The organism is Spirillospora sp. NPDC046719 (assembly GCF_040645715.1).
Taxonomy (GTDB): Bacteria; Actinomycetota; Actinomycetes; order Streptosporangiales; family Streptosporangiaceae; genus Spirillospora.
Genome location: NZ_JBEYYT010000034.1, coordinates 1 through 24471 on the forward strand (window position 1 = coordinate 1; position 24471 = coordinate 24471).

Annotated in this window: 29 protein-coding genes; 15 read left to right on the plus strand and 14 right to left on the minus strand. The window is 72.2% G+C overall.

Annotated features, from left to right (window positions below; translation table 11 throughout):
- A partial coding sequence (locus ABZ914_RS08900; RefSeq protein WP_500192470.1) for a hypothetical protein occupies positions 1-247 on the plus strand: 247 nt, incomplete at its 5' end.
- A gap of 69 nt (positions 248-316) precedes the next feature.
- Here ABZ914_RS08900 and ABZ914_RS08905 read toward each other — a convergent pair.
- Positions 317-1273 carry an alpha/beta hydrolase gene (locus ABZ914_RS08905; RefSeq protein WP_500192471.1) on the minus strand — a complete coding sequence of 319 codons (957 nt, stop codon included), beginning with the start codon at positions 1271-1273 and terminating at the stop codon, positions 317-319.
- 190 nt (positions 1274-1463) lie between these two features.
- On the opposite strand from ABZ914_RS08905, the gene ABZ914_RS08910 reads away from it, so the two are divergent.
- On the plus strand, positions 1464-1724 hold the full coding sequence (locus ABZ914_RS08910; RefSeq protein ID WP_500192472.1) for a DivIVA domain-containing protein: 261 nt from the start codon (positions 1464-1466) through the stop codon (positions 1722-1724).
- Positions 1725-1730: 6 nt separating this feature from the next.
- Here the strand turns inward: ABZ914_RS08910 and ABZ914_RS08915 are convergent, their stop codons facing one another.
- The 3 genes from ABZ914_RS08915 to ABZ914_RS08925 all read right to left on the minus strand — a co-directional run bounded on the left by ABZ914_RS08915 (position 1731) and on the right by ABZ914_RS08925 (position 4475).
- A complete protein-coding gene (locus ABZ914_RS08915) occupies positions 1731-2846 on the minus strand; it encodes a hypothetical protein (protein ID WP_500192473.1) in 1116 nt (371 codons plus the stop codon).
- Between the two features lie 176 nt (positions 2847-3022).
- Positions 3023-3808 (minus strand): methyltransferase domain-containing protein, encoded by a 786-nt coding sequence (locus ABZ914_RS08920; protein ID WP_500192474.1) that lies wholly within the window; start codon positions 3806-3808, stop codon positions 3023-3025.
- Positions 3809-4052: 244 nt separating this feature from the next.
- Positions 4053-4475, minus strand: a complete 423-nt coding sequence (locus tag ABZ914_RS08925; RefSeq protein ID WP_500192475.1) for an ATP-binding protein — start codon at positions 4473-4475, stop codon at positions 4053-4055.
- A gap of 96 nt (positions 4476-4571) precedes the next feature.
- Between ABZ914_RS08925 and ABZ914_RS08930 the strand changes: the two genes are divergently transcribed.
- The 4 genes from ABZ914_RS08930 (at position 4572) to ABZ914_RS08945 (ending at position 6198) form a co-directional block, all read left to right on the plus strand.
- Complete coding sequence (locus tag ABZ914_RS08930; RefSeq protein ID WP_500192476.1) at positions 4572-5384, plus strand: helix-turn-helix domain-containing protein; 813 nt, start codon at positions 4572-4574, stop codon at positions 5382-5384.
- Positions 5381-5581, plus strand: coding sequence for a DUF397 domain-containing protein (locus tag ABZ914_RS08935; protein WP_500192478.1), 201 nt, complete (start codon positions 5381-5383; stop codon positions 5579-5581). The genes ABZ914_RS08930 and ABZ914_RS08935 overlap by 4 nt, the downstream gene beginning before the upstream one ends.
- A gap of 107 nt (positions 5582-5688) precedes the next feature.
- The gene (locus ABZ914_RS08940; RefSeq protein ID WP_500192479.1) at positions 5689-5889 is read left to right on the plus strand and encodes a DUF397 domain-containing protein; all 201 of its coding nucleotides are present in this window, start codon (positions 5689-5691) and stop codon (positions 5887-5889) included.
- Positions 5890-5997: 108 nt separating this feature from the next.
- A complete protein-coding gene (locus ABZ914_RS08945) occupies positions 5998-6198 on the plus strand; it encodes a DUF397 domain-containing protein (RefSeq protein ID WP_500192480.1) in 201 nt (66 codons plus the stop codon).
- 204 nt (positions 6199-6402) lie between these two features.
- On the opposite strand, the gene ABZ914_RS08950 is transcribed toward ABZ914_RS08945, so the two are convergent.
- A complete protein-coding gene (locus ABZ914_RS08950; protein ID WP_500192510.1) occupies positions 6403-6633 on the minus strand; it encodes a helix-turn-helix domain-containing protein in 231 nt (76 codons plus the stop codon).
- Positions 6634-6913: 280 nt separating this feature from the next.
- Here ABZ914_RS08950 and ABZ914_RS08955 point away from each other — a divergent pair, with 280 nt between their 5' ends.
- Positions 6914-7048 carry a hypothetical protein gene (locus ABZ914_RS08955; protein WP_500192481.1) on the plus strand — a complete coding sequence of 45 codons (135 nt, stop codon included), beginning with the start codon at positions 6914-6916 and terminating at the stop codon, positions 7046-7048.
- The gene (locus ABZ914_RS08960) at positions 7045-7503 is read left to right on the plus strand and encodes a GNAT family N-acetyltransferase (protein WP_500192482.1); all 459 of its coding nucleotides are present in this window, start codon (positions 7045-7047) and stop codon (positions 7501-7503) included. Before ABZ914_RS08955 ends, ABZ914_RS08960 begins: the two co-directional genes overlap by 4 nt.
- A gap of 734 nt (positions 7504-8237) precedes the next feature.
- On the opposite strand, the gene ABZ914_RS08965 is transcribed toward ABZ914_RS08960, so the two are convergent.
- Complete coding sequence (locus tag ABZ914_RS08965; RefSeq protein WP_500192483.1) at positions 8238-8663, minus strand: MarR family winged helix-turn-helix transcriptional regulator; 426 nt, start codon at positions 8661-8663, stop codon at positions 8238-8240.
- Positions 8664-8753: 90 nt separating this feature from the next.
- On the opposite strand from ABZ914_RS08965, the gene ABZ914_RS08970 reads away from it, so the two are divergent.
- The gene (locus tag ABZ914_RS08970) at positions 8754-9485 is read left to right on the plus strand and encodes an SDR family NAD(P)-dependent oxidoreductase (protein WP_500192484.1); all 732 of its coding nucleotides are present in this window, start codon (positions 8754-8756) and stop codon (positions 9483-9485) included.
- Positions 9486-9687: 202 nt separating this feature from the next.
- Here ABZ914_RS08970 and ABZ914_RS08975 read toward each other — a convergent pair whose 3' ends face one another.
- Positions 9688-10035, minus strand: coding sequence for an ArsR/SmtB family transcription factor (locus ABZ914_RS08975; protein WP_500192485.1), 348 nt, complete (start codon positions 10033-10035; stop codon positions 9688-9690).
- A gap of 252 nt (positions 10036-10287) precedes the next feature.
- Here ABZ914_RS08975 and ABZ914_RS08980 point away from each other — a divergent pair, with 252 nt between their 5' ends.
- A complete protein-coding gene (locus tag ABZ914_RS08980) occupies positions 10288-11259 on the plus strand; it encodes an NmrA/HSCARG family protein (RefSeq protein WP_500192486.1) in 972 nt (323 codons plus the stop codon).
- Here ABZ914_RS08980 and ABZ914_RS08985 read toward each other — a convergent pair.
- From ABZ914_RS08985 to ABZ914_RS08995, 3 genes are all read right to left on the minus strand, one after another.
- Positions 11244-12980 (minus strand): multicopper oxidase family protein, encoded by a 1737-nt coding sequence (locus tag ABZ914_RS08985; protein ID WP_500192487.1) that lies wholly within the window; start codon positions 12978-12980, stop codon positions 11244-11246. The two genes, ABZ914_RS08980 and ABZ914_RS08985, sit on opposite strands and share 16 nt — an antisense overlap.
- A gap of 250 nt (positions 12981-13230) precedes the next feature.
- Positions 13231-13719, minus strand: coding sequence for a hypothetical protein (locus tag ABZ914_RS08990; protein ID WP_500192488.1), 489 nt, complete (start codon positions 13717-13719; stop codon positions 13231-13233).
- Positions 13716-14207 (minus strand): RNA polymerase sigma factor, encoded by a 492-nt coding sequence (locus tag ABZ914_RS08995; protein ID WP_433143472.1) that lies wholly within the window; start codon positions 14205-14207, stop codon positions 13716-13718. The genes ABZ914_RS08990 and ABZ914_RS08995 overlap by 4 nt, the downstream gene beginning before the upstream one ends.
- Positions 14208-14297: 90 nt before the next feature.
- On the opposite strand from ABZ914_RS08995, the gene ABZ914_RS09000 reads away from it, so the two are divergent.
- The gene (locus tag ABZ914_RS09000) at positions 14298-15467 is read left to right on the plus strand and encodes an NAD(P)-binding protein (protein ID WP_500192489.1); all 1170 of its coding nucleotides are present in this window, start codon (positions 14298-14300) and stop codon (positions 15465-15467) included.
- Positions 15468-15503: 36 nt separating this feature from the next.
- Here the strand turns inward: ABZ914_RS09000 and ABZ914_RS09005 are convergent, their stop codons facing one another.
- Together ABZ914_RS09005 and ABZ914_RS09010 are read right to left on the minus strand one after the other, a co-directional pair.
- Complete coding sequence (locus ABZ914_RS09005; protein WP_500192490.1) at positions 15504-16193, minus strand: DNA alkylation repair protein; 690 nt, start codon at positions 16191-16193, stop codon at positions 15504-15506.
- 50 nt (positions 16194-16243) lie between these two features.
- Positions 16244-16648 (minus strand): PPOX class F420-dependent oxidoreductase, encoded by a 405-nt coding sequence (locus tag ABZ914_RS09010; RefSeq protein ID WP_500192491.1) that lies wholly within the window; start codon positions 16646-16648, stop codon positions 16244-16246.
- Between the two features lie 178 nt (positions 16649-16826).
- Here ABZ914_RS09010 and ABZ914_RS09015 point away from each other — a divergent pair, with 178 nt between their 5' ends.
- The 3 genes from ABZ914_RS09015 to ABZ914_RS09025 all read left to right on the plus strand — a co-directional run bounded on the left by ABZ914_RS09015 (position 16827) and on the right by ABZ914_RS09025 (position 20473).
- Positions 16827-17972, plus strand: coding sequence for a serine hydrolase domain-containing protein (locus ABZ914_RS09015; protein WP_500192492.1), 1146 nt, complete (start codon positions 16827-16829; stop codon positions 17970-17972).
- 427 nt (positions 17973-18399) lie between these two features.
- The gene (locus tag ABZ914_RS09020; protein WP_500192493.1) at positions 18400-19677 is read left to right on the plus strand and encodes a PucR family transcriptional regulator; all 1278 of its coding nucleotides are present in this window, start codon (positions 18400-18402) and stop codon (positions 19675-19677) included.
- 202 nt (positions 19678-19879) lie between these two features.
- Positions 19880-20473 (plus strand): DUF4232 domain-containing protein, encoded by a 594-nt coding sequence (locus tag ABZ914_RS09025; RefSeq protein WP_500192494.1) that lies wholly within the window; start codon positions 19880-19882, stop codon positions 20471-20473.
- Positions 20474-20476: 3 nt separating this feature from the next.
- Here the strand turns inward: ABZ914_RS09025 and ABZ914_RS09030 are convergent, their stop codons facing one another.
- On the minus strand, positions 20477-21652 hold the full coding sequence (locus ABZ914_RS09030; protein WP_500192495.1) for a hypothetical protein: 1176 nt from the start codon (positions 21650-21652) through the stop codon (positions 20477-20479).
- A 510-nt stretch (positions 21653-22162) separates the two neighbouring features.
- Here ABZ914_RS09030 and ABZ914_RS09035 point away from each other — a divergent pair.
- Entirely contained in the window at positions 22163-22591 is a 429-nt protein-coding gene (locus ABZ914_RS09035) for an ATP-binding protein (protein ID WP_387028111.1), read from the plus strand.
- Positions 22592-22691: 100 nt separating this feature from the next.
- Here ABZ914_RS09035 and ABZ914_RS09040 read toward each other — a convergent pair whose 3' ends face one another.
- Complete coding sequence (locus tag ABZ914_RS09040; protein ID WP_500192496.1) at positions 22692-24290, minus strand: AMP-binding protein; 1599 nt, start codon at positions 24288-24290, stop codon at positions 22692-22694.
- Positions 24291-24471 lie beyond the last annotated feature (181 nt).

The following is a 24471-nucleotide window of genomic DNA, read 5'->3' on the forward strand; positions in this document are numbered from 1 at the left end:
CGCGTCGACGCCGCCGCCGACCGCCACCGCCCCCACCTCCCCACCGGCCGCGCCTCGGCCCGGCCCGAAGGTGACCCGGCCGACGACCGCGCCGTCCAAGACCGTCACCGCGTTCGCCCGGTGCATGCGGGCGCACGGCGTCGACGTCCCCGACAACGTGAGCACCTGGACGCCCCCGCCCGGCGCCGACAAGGCCAAGACCCAGGCGGCCCTGCTGGCCTGCATGAAGGCGTTCTCCACACCCTGACCGGGCCGCGCGGATCGACGCGGTGCGAGGCGGACCGCCCGCGCACCGCGCCGCCGCGTGCCCGGCCGGTCAGGCGGCGGTGCCGGCGGCCCGGGGAGTGATCTCGCGGATGAAGGCGGCCACCTCCTTGATGGCCTCGTGCCCTTCGGGGACGGCACCGGCGAAGGCCGCGAACACGTGGACCTGGTTCTCCCAGATCTGGAGGCGGTGCGGGACGTCGGCGGCGGCGAGCCGCTCCGTCATCAGCTCCGCGTCGTAGCGGAGCGCCTCGCGGGAGCCGGCGACGATGAGGACCGGCGGCAGGCCCCGCAGGTCCCGGTCGCACGGGGACGGCAGCGGGCCCGGGTCCATCCCGGCCAGGAGCAGGCGGTTCAGCTTCTTCAGGCGGTGGACGGGCACGTAGGCGTCGCGGCGGGTGAACTCGTAGGACGCGCGGCCCTCGTGGTCGAGGTCCACCAGCGGGGACAGCGCGACGATCCCGGCGGGCTTCGGCAGGCCGTTCTCCATGGCGGTGAGGGCGGTGGTGAAGGCGAGGAAACCGCCCGCCGAGTCGCCCGCGATGACGATGTCGTCCGGCGCGTGCCCCTGCTCCAGCAGCCATGCGTAGGCGCTGAGGGCGTCCGCCATCGAGATGACGAGGGACGATCCGGGAAGCTGCCGGTAGGCGACGGAGAAGGCGACCGCGCCGGACCGCGAGGCGATCCTCGCGACCAAGCCGCGGTGCGTGCGCAGGCCGCAGCAGAAGAAGCCGCCACCGTGCAGGTAAAGCACCACGCGTCCCGAGTCGGCGCCATCGGGGCGGATCCATTCGCCGTGGAAGCCGTCCAGGTCGACGCGTTCGACGCGGGTGCCGCGCTCCGGGCGCATCAGCAGCGGCGCCGCCCAGTCCAGGACGACCGCGAGGCGCAGCATGAGCCGGGTCAGCGGGCTGTAGAAGAACACCGGCCGGACGAAGACCTTCATGAAAAGCGCGAACCTGCGCGCCTTCCCACTGGTGTCGGGACGATGCTCGATAACACGTTCCATGCGGACTCCTCAGCGCAGGGCGCGCACACCCGACCGCCCGGGAAATGGACGCAGCGCAGCGTACAGCAGGAATCCGCACCGTCCGGAAAATGCTCACCGGGCTTCAAGAAAACGGTTCGGAATCCGCACCCCCGCAACACCTTCGGAGAAACGCTCGCCCCGCCCCGGACGGGCTGTGTTAAGTGGTCGCATGGGCAAGAAGAGACCGGCGTGGCAGAGCCGGCTGGCCGGCTTCGGCAGCGGCCCGGACGACGCGGGCGGCGAGCGGCGGATCACCCCGCAGGCCGTCCGGGACCGCAAGTTCGCGACGACCCGCCTCACGCAGGGGTACGCCGTCGAGGAGGTCGACGCGTTCCTCGACCTGGTGACCAACGAGCTGGCGCGGCTGATCCGGGAGCGCGACGAGGCGCGGGCCGCCGCGCGGTGGCCGCGTGAGGGGCAGGTCCCGTGAGCGGTCTCAGGCCCGGTCGCCTCGTCCGGCCGCCTCGTTCCGCAGGGCCGCGTACCGCATCGCCGCCGCGCTGCGCGGCACCGGCGGCGGCTGGACGGCCCGCCGCGGCTCGACGACCGGGGCGGGCAGGACCGGCGCGGCCCACGCGTCGCGCCGCGGAGCGAACGGCGACCGCTCGGGAACGGCGGCCTCCTCGGCGGCCGGTTCCCCGGCCAGTTCCCCGGCGGGCTCCTCCCGCTCGTGGCGCGGGATCAGGAAGACCGACGCCGCCGCCAGGACCAGCCCCACCGCCGACAGCGCGAACTTGCGGGGCGTCTCCGGCCACGGCTGCCCGTACACCATGATCCCGCCGAGCCAGAGCGACGCCTTGGACCCGACCGCCAGCATGATGATCACCACGGACAGCCGGCAGCGCTGCAGCCCGATCTGCGCCAGCCCCGCCCCGAGCAGCCCCGCGACGACGACGATGTAGAGGTGCGGCGTCCGCAGCACCTCCTGCCACGCCGACGGGTCGTGCCGCAGGAGCCGGGCGATGGCCGCGCCGGAGCTCTCCGCGCACCCGACGAGCGCCCCCGCGCCCAGCCCGAACGCGACGCCCGTGACGCGCTTGGCGTGCCGCCCGTCCACCGGGCTGTCGCGCACGACGAACAGCCACATCGGGAACACCAGCGACGGCCCGATGAGCAGCGCGACCTTCCACAGCGGCGCGTGCGGGTCCCACGGACCGGCCGACCCGGCGGGGACGGTGCCGCGCAGCAGCCCGCCTGCGGCCGCGAACGCCAGCAGCGCCAGGACGAGCACCGCCAGCGCCCCCAGCTCGCCAGGCGTCACCCGCTCCCGGAAGTTGGTGACCGCCACGAGCAGCAGCACCACCATGACCGGCCCGTACATCGGCACCACCGCGCTGACCGGGATCCGCGTCAGCACGATGCTCTGCACGACCATCCCGCCGATCAGCAGGCCCAGCCCGACCAGCCACGCGGGGCTGGACGCCAGCGTCCACGTCGTGTGCAGGAACCGGGCCCCGGTGAGCCGCGGCATCCGGCGACCCGTGACCTTGAAGACCGTGAAGCCCGCGACATAGGCGACCGGTGCCGCGACGGCAAGAGCAAGCGCCCCCATGGCCGCTCCTTAGACTGAGGCCGATATTCGGCCAGTGTGCGTGTTAACACAGGCTTCTCACAAGGGAGTCGCCCGCGAAATCGCCGCCACGGCGGAATCCCGATCGCTTTTTATAAGAAAGCGATAAAACCCGGCGCACCGCCGGCCCCGCGGCGCGCCGGCCTTTCCCGTTCCGCTCAGCCGACCGCCGTGCCGGGGTCGTCGAGCCAGACGTGCTGGCCGTCCGGCGTCACCGTCACCCCGAAGCGGGACGCGTCCGGCGCGCCCGCCGCCGTCCACCGCTCCCTGGTCTCGTGAAGGACCGTCTGCGGCAGGCGCTGACCCTGCAGCGGCATGAACCAGGACGGATCGGTGAACCGCCCCTCGGCGGTGCCGTCCGCCCCCACGGTGAGCACGGCCAGCGGCCCGTCCGGATGGAACGTCGCGGCCCACGGCACCACGATCATCCCGCCCGGCTTGGTCTGCTCGACCCACGCGTAGGGGACGGTATGCGCCGCAGCGGTCGCGATCACCCGGTCGAACGGCGCATGCGCGGGCGCACCCTGCTCCCCGTCCCCGCTGATCACGACCACGCCGGGAAGCCCGGCCGCCCGCAGCGCGCCCCGCGCGTGCTCGGCGACCTCCGGATCGACCTCGACAGTGACCACCTCGGCGCCCAGCCCGGCGAGGCACGCGGCGTTGTACCCGGTCCCCGTCCCGATCTCCAGAACGCGCATGCCGCTCTCGACACGCAGCGCGGCGATCATCCGCGCCATCATCGACGGCCCCGTCGACGAGGACGTGGGCCACATCCCGTCCTTCACCTTCGTGGCGATCGGCTCGTCCGACTCCACGAGCCGCGCCCATTCCTCGGGCTCGTCGGCGCGCGACAGCGTCACGAACCGTCCGTCCCGCACCACCCACACCGTCTCCGGAATGAACAGCCCCCGATCGACGGGCGGCAGCCCGGCGAACCCGCTCACGCTTTCCCGGTCCCATTGCAGGACCCGCAGGTGATCTTCTGCGTCTTGCTGTCGAGAGTGACTTCCGTCCACCCCTTGCCGCCGCATGCCCCGCAGGCCTGCGGGTTTCCATGCTTTCCCATCTACCGGCTCCTTCCATTGCTGTTCTTCTCGAAATGGGCCCCGCCCGCCCGGCGGTGTGGGGGAACGATGCGCCGCCCCTGGGGGGACACGGGCGGCACCGGCCCGCCGGACGGGCGGGTGTCTACAGGGCCAGCCGCGCCCACACGACCTTGCCCAGGCCCCCGTCCAGGTGCCGGTATCCGCACCCGCCCGACGCGAGGGAGCGGACCATCATCAGGCCCCGGCCGTCCTCGGCGTCGAAGTCCGCCTTCGGGACGACCGGCGGCGCGTGCGACGGGTCCCACACCCGGAACTCGATCGCGCCGGCCAGCCGCGTCACCCACGCCTGGATCTCGTGCCCCTCGACGGCGTGCACCACGGCGTTGGTCGCCAACTCGGACATGATCGTCCGCCCGATGTAGTCGTGTCCCGCGAGCCCCCACTCCTCGCACGCCTGCGTGACGAGCGTCCGCGTCAGATACACGCTCTCCGGATAGGCATGCCACCGAAGCGTGAACTCGTCCCGCGAACAAGAATTACCCCGTATGCCCGAATTGCCGTCCATAACACCCACCTTTCCCGGCCGAACTCGCCCCCACTGTGACGCCACGAATTAGGCTTGTCGCGTTTCGTTCAGCGATCCCCAAACTAAGGATCTTGAATGGCCCGCGCCGACCGCCTCGACCCGGACCACAACCTGTGGCACTGGATAGCCGTTGACCTGCGAGTTTGGCGTCTCGAACGCAACCTCTCACAGGCCGAAGTAGCCGAGATCTGCAAGGTCGATAATTCGACGGTTTCGAACTGGGAATCGGGCGGAGCCAAACTTCCCCAGGAGCGCGCCGATATTCTCGACCGCGTTTGGCGCACTCGCGGGCACTTTGCCCGACTTCGCCGCCTCGCCGAGAGCAGCCATGACCCGAACTGGTTCCACCAGTTCACCTCCTACGAGCAGCGCGCGACTGCGGTCAGTCCCTACTCCGCACTTACGATCCACGGTCTCCTGCAGACTCCTGACTACGCACGCGCCCTGGTCGTCGGGGGCCAGAACGTCAAGGACGTAGACGCCGCGGTCAGCGAGCGGATGGCAAGGCAGGAAATCCTCGACGCGCCACATCCGCCGACTCTCTGGGTGCTGATAAAAGAGTCCGTCCTATGGGACTGCGTGGGCGCACCTGCGATCATGCGTGCACAACTCGCCCACTTGCTCGACATGAGCCGACGCAACAACATCATCGTCCGCGTCATCCCTCGATCCATCGGAGCGCACCCCGGAGTCGACGGCGCGTTCACGCTCCTCGAAGTGGACGGTGCGGGCGTGGCATGGTCAGCGGCGGTCGGTGGCGGTCGCTTGATCACCGACCCTGCAAAAGTCCGCGACTACCAGGTACAGTATGACCGAATTGGCGCTGATGCCCTGTCAAGAGATTCCACGAGGGATCTCATAATCAAGGTCATGGAGGCCATGCAGTGAGCGAGCCGATTTGGCGCAAGTCGACCAGGAGCGGCACCGGCGGTGCCGGTGGCGAAGAGTGCGTGGAGGTTGCCGCGCTCGCCGAAGAGCGGGGAATCCGGGACAGCAAGGCACCCGAAGCCGGACACCTCACCCTCTCACTCGACACCTTCGCCCAGCTCATCGACCGGGTGAAGCGCGGCGACCTGAACATCTAACCTCCACGCCCAACGCGCGCCGCCTCGCCTTCGACCTACCGTGACAAGCGGACCGGCCGAAGGCGAGGCCCGTCCAAGGACGTCCACCAACGGATGGAGAGCGCGCAGTGAGCCAGCCCATTTGGCGCAAATCCAGCCACAGCGGTTCGGGCGCTGGCGGAGGTCAGGACTGTGTTGAGATCGCCTTCCTCGCCGGGGGACGAGGAATCCGGGACAGCAAGGCGCCCGACGCCGGTCACCTCACCCTCTCCCCCGACGACTTCGCCCAGCTCATCGACCGCGCCAAGCGCGGCGACCTGAACATCTAACCCCCGCGCCCAACGCACGCCGCCTCGCCTTCGACCTACCGTGACAAGCGGACCGGCCGAAGGCGAGGCCCGTCCAGGAACGTCCACCAATCGGATGGAGAGCGCGCAGTGAACGAGGCCATTTGGCGGAAGGCGCACCGAAGTGGCACCGGCGGTGCTGGCGGGCAGGACTGCGTGGAGGTCGCCGCGCTCGCCGAAGGACGAGGAATCCGGGACAGCAAGGCTCCGGACACCGGGCACCTTGTCCTCTCCCCCACCGGCTTCGCCCAGCTCATCGACCAGGTTAAGCGCGGCGACCTGAACATCTAACCTCCATGCCCAACGCGCGCCGCCTCGCCTTCGACCTGCCGTGACAAGCGGACCGGCCGAAGGCGAGGCCCGTACCCGCAGGTCCATCAACCGCCTACAGCACACCGCTACCGGCGAAGCATCGCCCGAGCCTGATCGGCTGCCGGTGTGCGCCCGTGGCAGGCGTGGGTGCCTGCTGTCGCTGCTGCTGTCAGCCTTCGCGAGTCAGGCGACCTTGATGGAGTGGGGGCCGACGCTGACGGTGATGTCCACGTGTCCGCCGAGTGCGGTGGCGTAGGCGCGGAGTGTCTCCAACTCCATGGCTTCGATGTCGCCGTTCTCGATCTGTGAGACCCGGGACTGTGAGACACCGAGGATCTGGGCGACCTCGGTCTGTGTCTTGCCGACGGCCTTGCGAAGTTCCTTGAGATGGTGGCCGGCGACGTAGGCGTCCAGTTCGGCGCGCGCGAGCCTGCCGCTCGGGCTCGGCCAGTTCCGGGTTACGGCGGTGTGCTTCGGCCTTGATGTCCTGCCAGCGGCGTCCGGTGCTCATCGTCCGCCCTCCTTGTCCTTCGCGGCTCCGGTCCGGGTCGAAGACGAACAGCATGCGGATCTCCGGCCGCCCACGGCTTCCGGGCTGCATCTGGGTTGCTGTCACGCCTTCGACCTATCGTGAGCGGGCTCCATCATTAGCAGGGTGTGGCCCGACCGGCTGCTCCGTTTGAAGGGTTCCCTCATGTCCGAGTTGATCTCCCTTGAGGTGGGAGGCGCCCAAGGGCGCGCGGTCAACGGACCGCACCTTGTCGTCCGTCCCGGTTCCTTCTTCTGCGGCGGCGTCCTGGTCGAGCGCTCCGGGCAGGACGCCGCGTGAGCGGCATCGCGCTGCGGCCGACCACGCCCGCCGACAGTGAGTTCTGCTTCCAACTGCACGAGGCCGCGATGGGTGACTACGTCGCCGCCATCTGGGGGTGGGACGAGCAGGACCAGCGGGACTACCACACGCGCGGGTTCGACCCCGGCCACTGGCAGATCATCACCGCCGACGGGGCCGATATCGGCATGCTCAGCGTCGAGTACCGCGCTACCGAGGTGTACCTCGGCCGCATCGAGGTCCATCCCAAGCACCAAGGACGCGGCATCGGCACCCGCCTCATCACCGCGCTCCTGGACGAGGCCGAGCAGCAGGGCAAGGACCTGGTCCTGGACGTGCTCGCGGTCAACCACCGTGCGCACGCCCTCTACCAGCGCCTCGGCCTACGGGAAGTGGCACGCCACGGCGACGCCGACATCAAGATCAGAATGCGCTCCACCCGTCCGCCCGGGTGACCATCACGACCGGCACATTCAAGCAGCTTCAGTGTCTTCGCCGGCGGCTTCGTCCGGCTCGTTGATCAGGTGAAGCGCGGTGGCCCGGCTGACGGGTTACCGACCCGGCCGCCCTTGTGGCCGGGCGGGGGCCGGGCTTACCTTCCGGTCATGATCGCGCGGTTGTGGGGGCTCGCCCTGCTTCTGGCGACGGTGGTCGCCGACTGGCTCGCCGTGGTGGTGGTCCTGACCATGACGAGGGGCGCCCTGGTCGTCGCGCACGTCGATGACTGCAGCCGAGGCCGAGGAGGCATGTGCTCGGGAACGTGGACGGACGCGGGTGGGCGGCTCGAGTCCGGTGAGATCCTCGGGGTGGGGCACTCCAAGGGTCGGCCAGGACACGCGGGTGCATCTGGGGGCGCTCGGGCCGATCGCGCAGGGAGCCTGGGGGGTGGTCGCCGGAGTCGTCACGCTGGCCGCGGTGGCCGACCTCGCCCTGATCGTTGTCGCTTGATGGGTCTGGCGCCACAGGGACGCCGTGCGGTGAAACACCGGGGGACGTGCCTCAGCGGAGGTCGAGCGCTGTGAGCGGCGCGTGCTTCGCGGCGGGGCCGGCGTGAACCCCAGCGCGTGTGCGGGATGCGGGTCGCGTCCGCGGGGATGGCGGTGAGTGCCGTACCCGATAGGACAGGGGGACGTTCGTGGTGTTATCGGCTCTGTATGCCTGGTGGTGTGTCGGAGCGGGGTGGCGCAGGTCAGTGGCGTAGTGCCGTCGTGGCGTTTTGGAGCAGGTGGACGAGGCTGTCGCGTTGGGTGCTGGGCCAGGAGCTGAAGCGCGTGGTCAGGGTGGTGTTGATGGCCTGCTGGAACTTGCCGGTGACCGCTTCGCCCTGGGCGGTGAGGTGGACGCGGCTCACCCGGCGGTCGTCGGGGTCGGGTTGGCGGGTGAGCAGGCCGCGTCGCTGAAGCCGGTCGACCAGGCCGGTGATGTTGGTCTTGTCGCAGTGCAGCAGGGTCGCAAGCTCGCCGAAGGACGGCTGCAGGTGCTGGGCGAAGCACAGCAGTTGCGCCTGCTGGGGGGTCAGCCCTAGCCGGCGGCTTGCTGTGCTGAACAGACCGTCGATCTCCATGAAGACGCCGATCAGCGTCTCGACGAGTTCGTCATCGGATGCGTCGGCCATGCGGGAAGTCTACTGCCTGGACAGTTGACACTCTCAACCAAGTTAGTCGATACTCTGGACTATCCATACAGTCGACTAATTGGAGTGGCCATGCGCACCGTGGATCGGGTCGCGGTCGTCACCGGCGGATCACGCGGCATCGGGCGGGCGATCAGCGATCGGCTCGCCGCGGCGGGGATGGATGTCGTCATCGGCTCTCGCGATCAGGAGACGGCCGCGCGGGCCGTGGCCCAGATCAAGGACGCGGGCGGGCAGGCCACCGCGGTCCGCACCGACATCACCCGCCCCGAGGCCGTCAAGGAGCTGTTCGACGCGGCCGAGAGCCGGTACGGGCATGTGGACGTGTGGGTGAACAACGCCGCCCCGGCGACCGCCGGGCCGCTGGCCCGCACCACCGATGACGACTTCGACCAGTACCTGCACGCCAACGTACGGGCCACGTTCGTCGCACTGCGCGAGGCCGCACGGCGCATCAGCGACCACGGCCGGATCATCCTGATCTCTTCGGCCCTCACGGTGTCACCGCTGCCGGGCATGGCACTGCTGGTCGCCGGCAAAGCCGCCGGCGACCAGCTCGCCCGTACGCTGGCCTGGGAGGTGGGCTCCAGGTCCGTCACGGTCAACAGCGTCCTGCCCGGCCTGACCCGCACGGACGTCATCGCCACCGTGCCTCCGCACGTCATCGACGACGCCATGGCCCGCACACCGCTGGGCCGCCTGGGCGAACCCGATGACATCGCCGAGGTCGTCGCGTTCCTGGCCTCCGACGCCGCCCGTTGGATCACCGGCCAGACCATCAACGCCGCCGGAGGCATGATCTAGCAAGCCGGCGGGGCGGATCGAGGAGCGAGCGGCGCAGGTCTTGGAGTTGCCGGAGCCCGGCCGGTCTCATGGTCAGGCCACGCCGACCGCGGGATCTGCGCCTGCTTCGGCAGCGAGCAGGACCTGTTCCGCAAGGTCATGGCGCTCTACGGGACGGCGCCACCGCACACCGGGCGCCGGGCGTACTGATCTTCCTGCCGCGTCACCGCGTGCTGCGGAGCATCTCCGCGAGCCGGGACATCGTGTCGTCGTCGCGCTTGTAGTGGGTCCACTTGCCGATGCGCGTGGACCGTACGAGGCCAGCGCGCTCCAAGGTGGCCATATACGACGAGACCGTCGACTGCGCCAGCCCCGACTTCGCCTGCAGATGGCTGACGCAGACCCCGAATTCGTCGCGATCGGCGATCGGCTCCCACTGCGCGAACTCCCGATGAGGGTCCTGAAGCCAGTTCATGATCTGCAACCTCGCCGGGTTCGCCAGGGCCTTCAGGACCTCGACCGCGCCTTCGAGGTCACCTGGCCCCGGGTCCGTCGCGGGCGGCTTCGCCATGACGGCTCCTCTCTCGCATCCATGCACCACTATATCTCGATGTGACGCGCCGAGCTGGGCCTCGCGGTCCTCATGCCGGACGCGAAGGCGATCGAGCGCCGATGGGTGCGGCGAGCCCGCACTCCGGGCAACACATTGACGCATCGCGATCCGTCGATATGATGACTCCGGTCACCGCCCGACGCCGGTGTGACCGGTACTCCCGCCGGCCGCCTCTCGCGAGCGTCGGGCCCTCACAGGAAAGAGTGCGTGATGTCCGCTACCGGTAAGCCGTTGATCGTCGTCTCGGGCGCGACCAGCAAGCAGGGCAGGAGTGTCGCCACCTCCTTGCTCGAGAGCGGAAGGTTCCGGGTGCGCGCCCTGACGCGGAACGCCGGCTCACTCCAGGCTCGGAACCTGGCGATGAAGGGCGCGGAGCTCTTCTCCGTTCCCCTGGAGCCGGATCACCAGCGCGAGTTCGTGCAGGCGTTCCGCTCGGCCGATGGGGCCTTCCTCATGACGCCGCCCGTCGCGCCGCCGTCGACCGACGAACTCCTCCTTGGTCGCCAGCTCGCCGATGCGGCGGTCGAGGCCGGTGTGGGGCACATCGTCTTCAGCGCGCTCGAGAATGTCCAGGAGAGGTCGTCGGGCACCAAATATGCCCCGCACTTCACCGACAAGGCGCTCATCGCAGAGCATATTCGGACCCTGCCCATCGCGCACACCTTCGTCATGCCCGCGTTCTTTTACACGAACGCACTGGAGTACTACGCGCCACGATTCGATGGCGATACGGTGCTCATGCCCTTCTACCTGCCCGAACACTTCCGTGCTCCGTTCGTCGACCCGCTCACCGCGACAGGACCGGCCGTCCTCCAGGTGTTCTCCGACCCCAGCGCCTACCTCGGCGCCTCCCTGCCGGTCGTCGGCGACGTCATCTCCCCCGCCGAAATGGTCGACTCCTTCTCCCGGGTCACCGGCCTCAAGGCCGAATATCGGAGCGCCTGTTCCCGGGAAGAACTGCTCACCTACTTCCCCGAACTGGGAGAGAACCCTCTGCTGGTCGACGAGATCCTCGGCATGGCCGAGTATGCGGTGGAGTTCGGGTACTACCGGGATGACCGTGACATGCAGTGGAGCCGGAGCATCGACTCCGGCGCACTGAGCTGGGAGGAATTCCTTCGCGCGACCGATTGGCGCGGTTCCCGGGTTTCTTTCGGTGCCTCCGGTCAGGACGGCTCGTAGGGGCCCTCGACGATCGTCCAGGGGCGCATGAGGTCGTCGTCCTCGTGTTCGAGGATGTGGCAGTGCTGGATGTACGTCGCCGGGAACTCGGTGCCGCTGGCGGGGATCGACGCGATCCGGCCCATCGGCGGGTCGAAGCCGTCGATGACGATCCGGGTCACCGACTCCGGATAGACCTTGACGGTGTCCTTCCAGGAACGCGCCTCGTCCGGATCGGGCGGGCTCGGCGGGCCGGTGACGTAGCGCTCCAGCACCGGCCTCTCCTCGGGCCTGCGGCCGCCGCCGAGCCATGCCTCGAAGGCGTGCCGGTAGGCGGTCGCGTCGATCGGCTGCCGGTTCAGCACCTGGAAGTTGACGAGGTGGACGTGCATCGGGTGGGCCTCGTGGTTCGGGTTGACGTACTCCCAGATCTCGGACGAGCCCGCCTTGACGAAGTCCTCGCACGGCGCCATGAACGGGACGCCGTTGAACGTCATGCTGTGGAAGAGGGCCTTCTGGTACACGACCCATTCGCGGCGGCGGGTACCCCGTTTCAGCCGGATCGGCGCGACGGGGCGGACGGCGAGTTCCGCGGGCGGGGTCGTCGGGTCCGCGCCGCCGGACGTCCGTCCGGTCACCCGGAACCGCATGATCCCGGAGATCTCCGGTCCGCCGCCGGAGGGGTAGTGGACGGGCGCGTTGTAGTTCGTCAAGGTGACGTTCGCGCCCGGGGGAAGCCCGCCGAAGTCGATGATCAGGTCGTACCGCTCGGCCGGCGATATGAGGAAGTTCAGCATCTGCAGCGGGGAGCGGAGGCCGCCGTCCGTGCCGATCAGCCAGAACGGCAGGAACTCCTTCCCGTCGGTCTGGAAACGCAGCCGCCAGAAACGTTCGTTGGAACCGTTGAGAATGCGCAGCCGGTAGCGGCGGGGCCGCACCTCCAGATAGGGATATGCCTTCCCGTTGACGACGGGGGTGTCCGCGCCTTCCACGCGGGGCATGGTGTAGGCGAGCGAACCGTCCTCGTTGAACGTCCGGTCCTGGAGGACGAGCGGGACCTCGAACTCGCCGCGCGGGAGGCCGAGCCGCTCCTCGGCGGGGTCGTCGACCAGCCAGAGCCCGGCCAGGCCCGCGTAGACGTTGAGGCTGGTGATCCCCATGGCGTGGTCGTGGTACCAGAGCATCGCCGAGCGCTCGCGGTTGGTGTAGGCGTAGATCGCCTCGTTGGGCGCGGCATTGGCCGGGTCGAGAGTGGTGTACGACAGGCCGCGCACGCCCTCGGGGCTGAACCACTGCGCCGGCGCCCCGTCCGACTGCGGCGGGGTGAAGCCGCCGTGCTGGTGGACGACGTTCCACACGTCCACGTCCGGCGGAAGGGACGGCATCCCGTGATGCGACGGCGGCACGACGTGAGGATCCCGTTTGCGGATGCGGTCCAGCGCGGACTGGAACATGTGGGGTCCGGCCGGGAGTTCGTTGCGGTATTTGACGACCGCCGGACGGTTCCTGGTCGCGCGGATCGTCGGCCCGAGGTAGCCCATTCCGAGCGGCTTTCCGGGGTCGCTCGGATTCTCGGCCCAATAACCCCATGCGGGGGCCGGAGAAAGATCCCGGTGGAAGCGCCACTCGTGCTGCCGCATCGTGAGCTCGTAGTAGTCGGCGCCCGGATAGGCGGACGTCTCCGGAATGGCCGTCACCAGCCGGGGCAGCGAGTCGACGTACTTTTTCAAGGGCGGGGTCACCACCGCTCCGGCGCCTCCGGGTCCGTTGACCGGCGCCGCGTCAGCCGGTGATGCCCGCAAGGCCGGCGGCAGAAGCATGCCGGACCCTCCGACGGCACCCGCCACGAGGAAATCGCGCCGCGCGACGACCCGCTTCATCCGCCCGTCCCTTCCCGCCGTCGCGCCGCACGGTGGGAGTCTCGCCAGGAAGGTCGATCTCAAACGCGCAGCGTGCGGCACCAGCCGGGGGCGGGATCAGCCGGGGGCGGCATCAGCGGCTCCCGCCGGTGGCGAGTTCCTCGATCGTCCGGAGCTCCTCGTCGATCTTCGCGACCGCGGCGGCGCGGTCGGCCGGCGCGCTCGGGGGGCCTGGCGGCGCGGCGTCCTGCGGGCGCCGGTGCTCGAGATGGGCGAGCAGGGTCTCCCCGTCGAGCGGGCGGGCGGCGAAGGCGACGACGACCGTGGCCGACTGCATCAGGCACCAGCCGGGCCGGAGCCGGGCGTCCACCGCGTCCTCGCGGCCCGCCACGTCCCGCACCATCAGGCGCAGGAACTCGCCGCGCTCCTCGACGATCCGCACGCTGTCGACGGCGGTCTCGTAGCGGGGGACGGTGTTCTCCAGGTCCGCGATGACCCGCCACACGGCGTCGAAGGGGGCGGCGACGCGGCGCCGCCGGACGACGGCGCCGGGCAGCCCCGCCTCCAGGACCGCGAGGCGGTCGATCGGATCCATGCCGGGCAGCGCCGCGGGTTCGCTCACGCCTCCCACACCTCCCGGAACGCGGCCCTGGCCCGGTGCAGCCGGGACTTCACGGTGCCCATCGGAATCCCCAGAGCCGCCGCGATCTCCTGCTCGCTGAGGCCCTCATGCGTGCGCAGGACCAGCACCACCCGCTGGGGCACCGGCAGGCGCGCCAGGGCGTCGTCGATGTCCACCAGCCCTTCGCGGGACGGGGCGGAACGGTCCACGAGCGTCCCGTCCGAGGCGACCTCCCGGTCGTCGCGATGGGCGAGGCGGGCCGCGGTCCGGACGGTGACCGACCGCGCCCACGTGATGATCGCCTCCGGGGCGCGCAGCGACGGCAGCCCCCGGAAGATCTCCAGCAGGGCCTCCTGCGCCGCGTCGTCGGCCGCCGCCGGGGCGATCCGCGCGCACAGCCGGCGGACGTACGGGGCCAGCTCGTCGATGAGCCGGTCCAGCGCGAGCGCGTCGCCCCGCTGGGCGGCGGCGACGGTCTCCGGGTCCACGTCCCGCAGATTAGCCGGAACCTTCCGGGCGTTCGCCGCCACCTTCCAGACAGGAGGAACCGCACAGAACCCCACAGAAGGGCCTGACCTGTGAAACCAGACCTGACGATCGTCGGCGCCGGGCTCACCGGCCTGACCGCCGCCATCGAGGCGGCCGAGCACGGCCGGCGGGTGTCCGTCGTCGAGGCGCACTCCCGGCCGGGCGGGCGGGCGCGCACGCTGGACGGCCCCTACCGCGCCAACACCGGTCCCCACGCGATCTACGTCGACGGGGCGTGGTGGGAGTGGCTGGAACGCCGGGACCTCGTCCCGCCGGTCGTGGAGGCGCCGCCCCGCGCCCGCCTCGTCCGGTCCGAGGGCCGGCTCGGCCCGTGGCCCGACGAACTCGGCGCGGCCATCGCGGCGCTGCCCGGCGCGGCGCCGGCGGAGGAGCCGTACCGGGCCTGGCTGCTCCGGCACGTCGGCGCGCGGACGGCCGAGGCGATCATCGGCGTCTGCTTCGTCTTCACCTTCGACCACGACCCCGGACGGCTGTCGGCCGCGTTCGTCCACGAGCGCCTGCGCCGCGCGCTCGCGGGCGGCGTCCGGTACGTGGCGGGCGGCTGGTCCACGCTGGTCGACATCCTCGCCGACCGCGCCGCCGCCCTCGGCGTGCGGACGAGCACCGGAACGCGGGCGTCCGAACCACCCGGAGGCCCGGCGATCATCGCCACCGGCCTCGCCACGGCGCGCCGGCTGACCGGCGACGCGTCGCTCGCCTGGCCCGGCGCCCGCACCGCGACGTTCGACCTCGGCATGCGCGCCGGCTCCGGCCCCGACTGGTTCCGGCTGTCGGACCTGGACGACCGGATCTACGTCGCCCGCTACAGCCTCGCCGACCCCTCGCTCGCGCCGGACGGCCGCGAGCTCGTCCAGATCGCCGCCGCGTGCGCCCCCGGCGAGCGGAAGGGCGACGCCGAACGCCGGGTGCACGGCCTCCTCGACCAGGCGTGGCCCGGCTGGCGCGCCGCGGTGGAGTGGCAGCGCGGCGCCGTGCGCACCGACTGCAGCGGGGCCCTGGACCTGCCCGGGACCACCTGGCGCGACCGTCCGGCCGTCGGGCGCGGCGACGCCCTCGCCGTGGCCACGGACCAGTCCGCCGCGCCCGGACTCCTCGCCGAGGTCGGCATCGCCGCCGCTCACCTCGCCCTCCAGCACCTCGACGGAACCGGCACACTCCGCCGCAACGCGCCCGACCCCGAACCCGCCCGGTCGCGGTGAACGCATCCGTCCGCACGTCACGGAGCCGGCGGCGCCCTACCGCGCCGCCGGCGACGTGCCGTCCCCCTGGCGGCGCACCATCTCTCCGATCCAGACGGGTGCGTACGGGGACGTGCAGCCCGGGGACGTCGGGTAGTCCTTGAGCACGCCCAGGCGCTCGCCGATGCCGATCGCGCGGGCGCGGTGCTCGGGATGCTCGATGCCGATCTGGGCGAGGCAGGTGTTCATCGCCCATTGCAGGCGGTCGGGGGCGTCCTTCATCTCCGCCTCGATGACGTCGAGCAGCGCCGTGAGGTCGAGGCCCTCGGGCCTCTTCACGACGCGGTCGGCGGTCAGCGCCCACCCGGCGGCCGCGACCGCCGGGTCAGGGTCGCCGGACCAGGCGAGGCGCAGCTCCTCGGCGTGCGGGCTCTTCTTCACCACGTAGCTCAGGAGCCAGTCCTGAACCTTGGGGGTGCGCGCCTCGCGCATCATGGCGTCCAGCTCGCCGCGCTCGAACGCCTTGGGACGGCAGATGAGGAGCGCCAGCAGCCGCGCCGCGCCGTCGCCGGTCTCCCAGAGCCGGCGCGCGAGGTCCTGCTGCGTCTTCAGCCGCTTCGCGAGCGCGCGCAGCTTCCCGAGGTTCACACCGTGGTCGTCACCGTGCCTCTCGTTCACCGCGCGCGCCTTCGGGTCCTCCAGCGCGGCCAGCTCGGCCATCACCTCGCTCAACGCCGTCTCGGCCACCTCGTCCTCCCGCGTCGTCCGATGACCCGAGCCTAGGGCGCCGGGCGAGGTCAGGGGCGGTGCACGGTGCGCTTGACGCTGCGGTCGCCGGTGAGGGGGCGGCCGTCCAGGTTGCAGCTCCACGACAGCAGCGGCGTGATCCTGATGTACGGGCGCGGACCGGAGGCGGTCTCGCGCTCGACCAGCTCGGCCTCGCCGTAGACGCGCAGGTACCGGGGCGACCACGGGTCGGTGCAGGGCACGTCGTCGATGACGATCGCGATCTTGGTGTTCCCGGACCCCACGTTGCGGAACTTGCGGGTCCTCGCCGGGTCGCCGCCGCCCACGAACAGGTGCGTCCCGTCGAAGTCGAACCCGACCGGGGACACGTCCGGCTGACCGTCCGGCGCGACGGTGGCGATCCGCGCCAGCCGCTGCGACCTCATGTAGGCGATCTCTTCCTCGCTGAACGACACGGCTGCTCTCCTCGTCCGGGGGTACGGGCTTGATCGACAATTGTGCGGCACGCCGCGACCGCGGCGGTCGGAGGTGTCGGTAGGTACACCCCCGAGAGGGTGTTCAGGGCCAATGTGCGCCGGTCCCGGGGCCGGAAGTCTTGATGACGTCAGCTTCCGAGCCGTTGAGGAGAGCCCCATGGCACGCATGATGGTCCGCGTCCTGTCCACCGCGCTGGCCGGCGCCGCGCTCACCGCCGCCGCCGTGCCCGCAGCGAACGCCGCGGGCTCCGCCAGGGCCGCCGCCCGCCCGGGGAACGGCAAGGGGCTGGACAAGAAGGTGCAGGAGAGCGCGGACAAGCTGGTCGCGGACGGGGTGCCCGGCGTGATCGTCCTGACGCGGCGCGGCGGCCGGGTCGCGCACGTCACCGCCGGCGTCTCGGACAAGGCGACCGGCGCGCCGATGGACGCCCGGCTGCTGTTCCGCGTCGCCAGCGTCACCAAGACGTTCACCTCGACGGTCGTGCTGCAGCTCGCCGCCGAGCACCGGCTGTCCCTGGACGACACCGTCGAGAAGTGGCTGCCCGGCCTGGTCGCCGCGAACGGCAACGACGGATCGAAGATCACCGTCCGGCAGCTGCTCGCGCAGACCAGCGGGCTGAACGACTACACGCAGGACCCGCGCGTGATGTCCGACCCGTCCCGGGCCTGGCGGCCCGCCGAGCTGATCGCCATCGCGACCGAGAAGCCGCCGCTGTACGCGCCGGGCACGAGCTGGAACTACGCCAACACCAACTACATCCTCGCCGGGATGATCATCGAGAAGGCGACCGGGCACCCCGTCGGCACGGAGTTCCAGCGGCGGATCTTCACGCCGCTGGGCCTGCGGCACACCTACTACCCCACGACGGACCCCCGCTTCCCCGGCCCGTACGTCCACGGCTACTACGACTCCTACGGCGACGTCAGCACGCAGATCAGCCCGTCGAGCGCCCGGACGTCCGGCGGCATCGTCAGCACGGTCGACGACGTGGCGCGCTTCCACCGCGCCCTGTTCACCGGCCGGCTCCTCCCGGCCGAGCAGATGCGCGAGATGCGGACCGTCCGGCCCGTCAACGACGACGGCGTGGTGGAGGACTACGGCCTCGGCGCGGCCCGCATCACGTTCTCGTGCGGGTACGGCTGGGGCCACGACGGCGGCTTCCCCGGTTACCGGACGTGGACCTACACCAGCGCCGACGGCCGCCGCCAGGCGATCATCACCTACAACGAGTCCAAGTTCGAGTACGACCCGGCGTTCCGCGCGGACCTCGCCAAGGCCGCCGAGACCGCCTTCTGCGGCTGACCCACCGGGCGCCCGCCGGGCGCCTCGCGGCGGCCGCCACGTCCGGACGGGCGGGGCGGCCGCCGAATCTGAATCTTCTTCTAACACCCGGCGATAAATAATCAGGAAATCACCTGATATTCGGCACTTTGCGGACGGCCAGCAGGTCAAGCGTCTAGATCGCCGTCCACGCGGCCGCTTATAAGCAGATGAGCAGCGGCCACCGTGATTTGTTCTTTTGCTCTACAGAACGCCCCCCGTGCCCCTGCGTACCGTCGAAACGTCCTGGACCGCGGACGGCAGGCGCGCGGGGGTCCCCGCTCAGCGCGTCCCACCCCCGCCCGCGGTCTCGAACTACCGCCGCCCGCGCCTGCCGGGTCGGGAGGGGCGACCCCACCCCGACCCCCCGCTCCCCGGCACGCGCGGAACGCGGTGACGGAGGTGTCCGATGACCAGAACCCTCGACCCTGGAGGTCTCGCCGAGCGCTCGGCCCCGCTCCCGCCGCGGCTCGCCCGCATCATGCGCCCCGAACTGCCCAGCCTCGCCGAGGAGATCGTCGCCGAGATCCGCCGCGCCATCCCCGAGTACGCCCGTCCCATCGACGGCCCGTACGGGCACGTGCTGCGGATCAGCGTGGAGCACAGCCTGTCGGCGTTCGTCGACCGGGTCGCCGCGCCGCCCGGCGCCCCGCCCGGCACGCCCGCCGTGAACGACGGCTCCGCCGGCACCGCCCGCATGCTCGGCCAGTACGAGGCGCACGAGGGCCGCAGCATGGACAGCCTGCAGGCCGCCTACCGGATCGGCGGCCAGGTCGCGTGGCGGCGCGTCATGAAGGTCGCGCCGCGCCACGACATCTCCTCCGCCGTCATGTCCCGCCTCGCCGACGCGCTGTTCGTCTACCTCGACGAGCTCGCCGCGCTGTCGCTGGAGGGCTACCTGGAGGCGCGGGCCCGGCCCATCCCCGCGATGGACGACCGGCGCCGCCGCCTGCTGCACCGCCTGGTCGGCGAACCGGGCTGCGACGTCGCCGAGGCGGCCGAGGCCGCCGGCTGGACCGTTCCGGCCGAGGTCACCCTGGTCGCCGTCGAACCCGAGGCCCGCTGCGTCTGGACGGCGCTGGACGACGACGTCCTCGCCGACCTGGAGTGCGCCGCGCCGCACCTGCTGATGCCCGGCCCGTTCACCGACGCGCGCCGCGCGATGCTGGACGCGGCGGTCCCGGGCCGCCGCGTCGCGGTCGGCCTCACGGTGCCGCCCGCGCAGGCCGCCGACTCGCTGCGCTGGGCGCGCCAGGCCCTGTCCCTCGCCCTCGACGGCGTCTTCGACGACGAGCAGGTCGTCCTGTGCGAGGAGAACCTCGTCACGCTGTGGCTGCTGTCGGACCCGGCGCTGGTCGAGCAGCTGACCCGGCGCCGGCTCGGCATCCTCGACGGCATGACCCCGGGCCAGCAGGACCGGCTCACCGAGACCCTGCGGACCTGGCTGGTCACCCGCGGCACCGCCGCCGAGATCGCCGAGCTGCTGCACATCCACCCGCAGACCGTCCGCTACCGGATGCGCAAGATCGAGCAGACCTTCGGCGAGGAGCTCGACGACCCGGAGGCCCGGTTCGGCATCGAGGTCGCGCTGCGCGCCGCGTTCCTGCGCTCGCGCCGCCCGTCGGCCGGGCCGCGCCGCCCGACGCCCGTCTCCCATCCCGTCCCGAAACTGCGCCGCCTCAAGTAGGACCCGCCTCAAGGAGGACCGCCTCGAGGAGGACCGCCGACGCCGGCCCGGTCCCGCCCGCGCCCCGGGCCGGGCCGGGCCGGGTCGGCGTTCGCGTGCGCGGTGTGGGCGGGATGTGGCGATGTCGTGCCGATGCTTCGGCTGCGCGGGCCGCACGGCGGCCGTCTGGGATGATGGCGCGGTGAACGGATTTTCGGGGGGTTTGCGGCGGTTTGTCGTGGTGGCGGGAGTGCTCGCCGCCGTGCCGGCCGCGGGCGCGTGCGGGTCGGAGCATGGCACCGCGTCCGGGGTCCCGCCGGTGCCCGCGTCCGGCGCGCCGTCCGGCGGGCCGTCCCCCGCCCCGACGCTCGCGTCGCCCACGCCGAACCCCTCGACGGCCTGCTCCCCCGACGGCGTCAGCCTCTCGATGGACCGGCCCGACGCCGCGATGGGACTGCGCGCGGCCTGGGTCGAACTGCGCAACTGCGGCACGCGGCCGTACCGGCTGAACGGCTACCCGGCCCTGCGCGTCCTCGACGAGAAGCGGCAGCCGTTCGACGTCCGCGCCGTCGAGGGGACGCGCCAGATCAAGGACCCGGGACCGAAGCCGGTGACCGTCGCGCCCGGCGGGTCGGCCCGCATCGGGATCGTCTGGCGCAACCTCGTCACCGAGTCGACCGTCCCGGCCGTCAACGGCAGCTACCTGGAGGTCCGCCCGGCGCCGGGGCGGCCCGTCCTCGTCGTCCCGGCCAACGGGCCCCTCGACCTCGGCAACACCGGCCGCCTGGAGACCACCGCCTGGACGCTCGCGCGGTGACGGTCACCCGCCCGCGGGGAAGCGGACCTGGCCGTCCGGCGGCTGCACGGGCCGCACGACCGGCCACCCGGCCGGGGGCGGGCTCGCCGGCGGGGTGCCGGGCCGCGCGGACGGGCCGTCCGGGAACCGGGCGGGCGTCCTGGCGTAGCGGCCGGTCGCACGCGGCGCCGTCCAGCCCACGGGGCGCTCGGCGGCGGGTCGCTCGGGCTCCGCACGGCGGACCGGGCGCGGCGCGGGGCGGCGCTCGCCGCCGGGCGCGGCGGGTTGCTCGTGCCGGGGGAAGGCCAGCAGCGCCAGGACGGCCAGCAGGACGCCCGCGAGCCGCAGCAGGAACAGCGCCGGCGCGTGCGGCCACGGCTCGCCGTACAGCAGGGTGGCCGACAGCAGCAGGTGCGTCTTCGCGGTCACGGTCACCACGGTGACGATGATGGTGAGCCGGCAGCGCTGCAGGCCGATGGACAGCAGGCCGAGCCCGAGCGCGCCCGCCGCGACGAACAGGTACGGGTGCGGGGTGGACAGCACCGCCGCGCCGCGGTGCCCGGCCAGCATCATCGCCATGCCCTGGCCGAACACCTCCGTCGCGCCGAGCAGGACGCCCGCGCCGAGCCCGTAGGCGATGCCGGTGATCGGACGCGCGTGGCGCCCCGCGACGAGCCGGTCCCGGACGAAGAACATCCACAGCGGCAGCCCCAGCGACGGGACGAAGACCAGCCCCGCCTTCCACAGCGGCAGCGCCTGGGCCGCCGCGGCGCCGTCCGGCCGGTGCAGGGCGCCGGCGAGCGTCTCGCCCCGCGCGGGCAGCACCGACAGCGCCGCGGTGACCATCGCGGCGACGACGATGGCGACGGCCAGCCACTCCCGGGACGTGGGCCGCTCACCGAACCCGCTCATCCCGACGACGAGGAGCAGCGCGAGGCTCATCCCGTACGCGGGCAGCGCCGCGACCACCGGCAGGCTGATCAGCCCGCCCGCGAACAGCGCGAAGCCCGCGAGGACGACCGCGACCCCGGCGACCCAGCGGGGGCTGCGCAGCAGCAGCGCCGCGCCGTGCAGCGGCCGCCGGCCGCCGAGCGGGCCGATCCGCCCGACGGCCGTCTTGAACAGGACGAAGGCGATGAAGTAGACGGTTTGCGCGGTGCAGGCGAGGACGGCGGCCCACACGATCTCACTGCTGTTCACGGGTGCACCTCCGGGGGTGGGCCCCGGTCCGGAGCCAGAGGCGGCCCCCGGCGGCGGCACCCCCTTGTACGGCCGCCCGCCGGGCAACAAACGCTGACGAAACGGATGGTGACATGGCGAGGGCGTCCGGCGATTGGACCCCGGGCACGGAGAATCCGCCGTTTTTGTGCGTCCGGGTGAGTGGTACCGCGCCGTACGTTCGAACGACCGGCCCGGCGCCCGATCGTGCGGGCGCGATGTGCCGTGCGGGCGGGGCGGTTCGCCATTTTCGCAAGGCGGCGATGGCACGGTGATCCATACCGTAGGCTCCCGCGAAGGGGTCGATGACCGGGCATTGGACCGGTCCCGGCCGGGGGTACGCGCGTCCCCGACGCGGGGCGCGGCGCCCCGGTCCGGCGGGCGCGTCCCGGAAAGGCGCGGATCGACTCGTCCGGCGCATTGCCCGATCACGCACCGCAGGTGAATGATTGCACTGCGCTTCCGACTCGATGTGGTGATGCGGTGACTGCGATGGAACGGCTCGGCGAACCGTTCGGCTTCGTCGGCGACCCGGCGGAGGGCCGGCGCGCGCGGCGGACCGTGCGCGAGCTGGCCGCGAAGGTCGTCGCGCGGGACGAGCTGCTCGACGACGTCGAGCTGATGGCCGCCGAGGCGATCGCCAACGCCGTCCTGCACGGCAGCGGCTCCATCACGGTCGCCGTCGAGACCGACGGGCGGCGGGTGCGCGTCGAGGTGTCCGACGAGGGCCCCGTCCAGGACGACCTGCACGGCCGCCGCCGCATCGACCACGGCCGCGGCCTCACCGTCATCGACGCCCTCGCCGACGAGTGGGGCCTCGACCAGACCCCCCGCCGCACCCGCCTCTGGTTCGAGATCTCTCAGGAGAACGAGCCCGTGCCGTCGGCCGCGAAGACGGGGTCGAGCGAAGCGAGGGCCTGATCGCGCAGCGAGCCCTGGAGGCGAGCCGGAGCGACGCGGCGATCGCCGCTCCGCCCGCCGCGGGAAGGCCCGCCGGGGCCTGACGCCGGCGGCGACGCGATCACTGCCGGAGGGCCCGGCGGACGACCTTGCCGGTGGCGTTGCGGGGCAGGGCGTCCAGGAAGTGCACGTCGCGGGGCACGGCGAAGCGGGCGAGGCGGTCGCGGACCTGCGCGCGGACGGCGTCGGCGTCGAGCGTCTCGCCGTCGTGGAGCACGACGAAGGCGGCGGCGCGCTGCCCGAACTCCTCGTCCGGCACCCCGGTCACCGCGACCTCGCGGACCTGCGGCAGCGCCGCGACGGCCGCCTCGATCGCGGCGGGGAACACGTTCTCGCCACCGGACACGATCATGTCGTCGTCGCGGCCGTGCACGAACAGGCGCCCGTCGGCGTCGAGGTGGCCGAGGTCGCCGAGGCTCATCAGGCCGTCCCGCATCTCCTTGGAGCCGCCGCCGGTGTAGCCGTCGAACAGCAGCTCGTTCGCGGCGAAGATGCGCCCGGTGGTGCCGGGCGGGACGGGGCGGCCGTCGTCGTCGAGGACCGCGACGCGGGTGCCGGGCGGCGGGGTGCCCGCGGTGTCCGGGTGGGCGCGCAGGTCGGCGGGGGTGGCGATGGTGACCCAGGACGCCTCCGTCGACCCGTACAGGTTGTAGAGGACGTCGCCGAACGCGTCCATGAACGCGGTCGCGAGCGTCGCGGGCAGCGCCGAGCCGCTGACCGCCGCGATCCGCAGCGCCGACGTGTCGTGCTTCGCGCGGACGGCGGCCGGCAGGTCCATGATCCGCTGGAGCATGACGGGGACGGCCACGAGCGCCGTCGCGCCGGTCGCCTCCACCGACCGCAGCGTCAGCTCCGGGTCGAACCGGGCGCGCAGCACGATCGTGGCGCGCAGCGACACCGCGACCTGGAGCATCGCGTATCCCCAGGTGTGGAAGAGCGGCGCCTCGATGAGCATCCGCTCGTGCACCCGGTACGGGATGCGGGACAGGATCGACGCGAGCGGCTGCAGGCCGGGCCGGGACTTGCGGTCGGCGCCCTTCGGGCGGCCCGTCGTGCCGGAGCTGAGCACGATCGTCCGGCCGGTGCGGCCCGGCGGCTCCACCGGCCCGGCGGGCGCCGTCGCGATGAGCGTCTCCAGCTCCGCGTCCGGCGACCCGGCGGTGACGGCCCGGACCGTCTTCGGCAGCGCGCTCAGGAACGCGCCGAACTCCTCGTCCGCGATCACCACGTCGGCCTCCTGCTGGCGGACGACCGCGACGAGCTGGTCGGTGCCCATCCCGGTGTTCAGCATGACGAGGTCCGCGCCGGCCTTCCCGCAGGCGGCGAGCGTCTCGACCATCCCGCGGTGGTTGCGGCACAGCACCGCGACGCGGGGCGCCCCGCCGATCCCGCGCAGCGCGGCGGCGAGCCGGTCGGTGCGGGCGTCGACCTCCCCGTACGTCAGCTCGCCGTGGTCGTCGGCGATCGCGACGGCGTCCGGGTCGCGGGCGGCGGCGGACGCGACCGTCCCGCCGAGCAGGGTGCCCCAGCGGCGCAGCGCGCCGAGCTGCCGGGCGACCCGGAGCGGCGGCCCGGGGCGCCACAGCCCGCTGCGGACGAACATCCCGCCCGCCCGCGCGGCCGACGCGGTGCGCCGCCCGAACTCCGATCGTCCGCTCATCTGCCGCTCCCGGTCCGACGCGTGCTCCAGTGGGGCTTCGACCGTACGGACGGCGGGCCGCGCGGCTCTTGCGACTCAACCCAGGTGTTCCGGCGGGCGCTTGTCAGGCTCCTGACAACGCGCGTGCGGCCGTGGACCGGGACCGGGCGCCGCCGGGGCGCACGCCGGCCCCCCGCCCCCC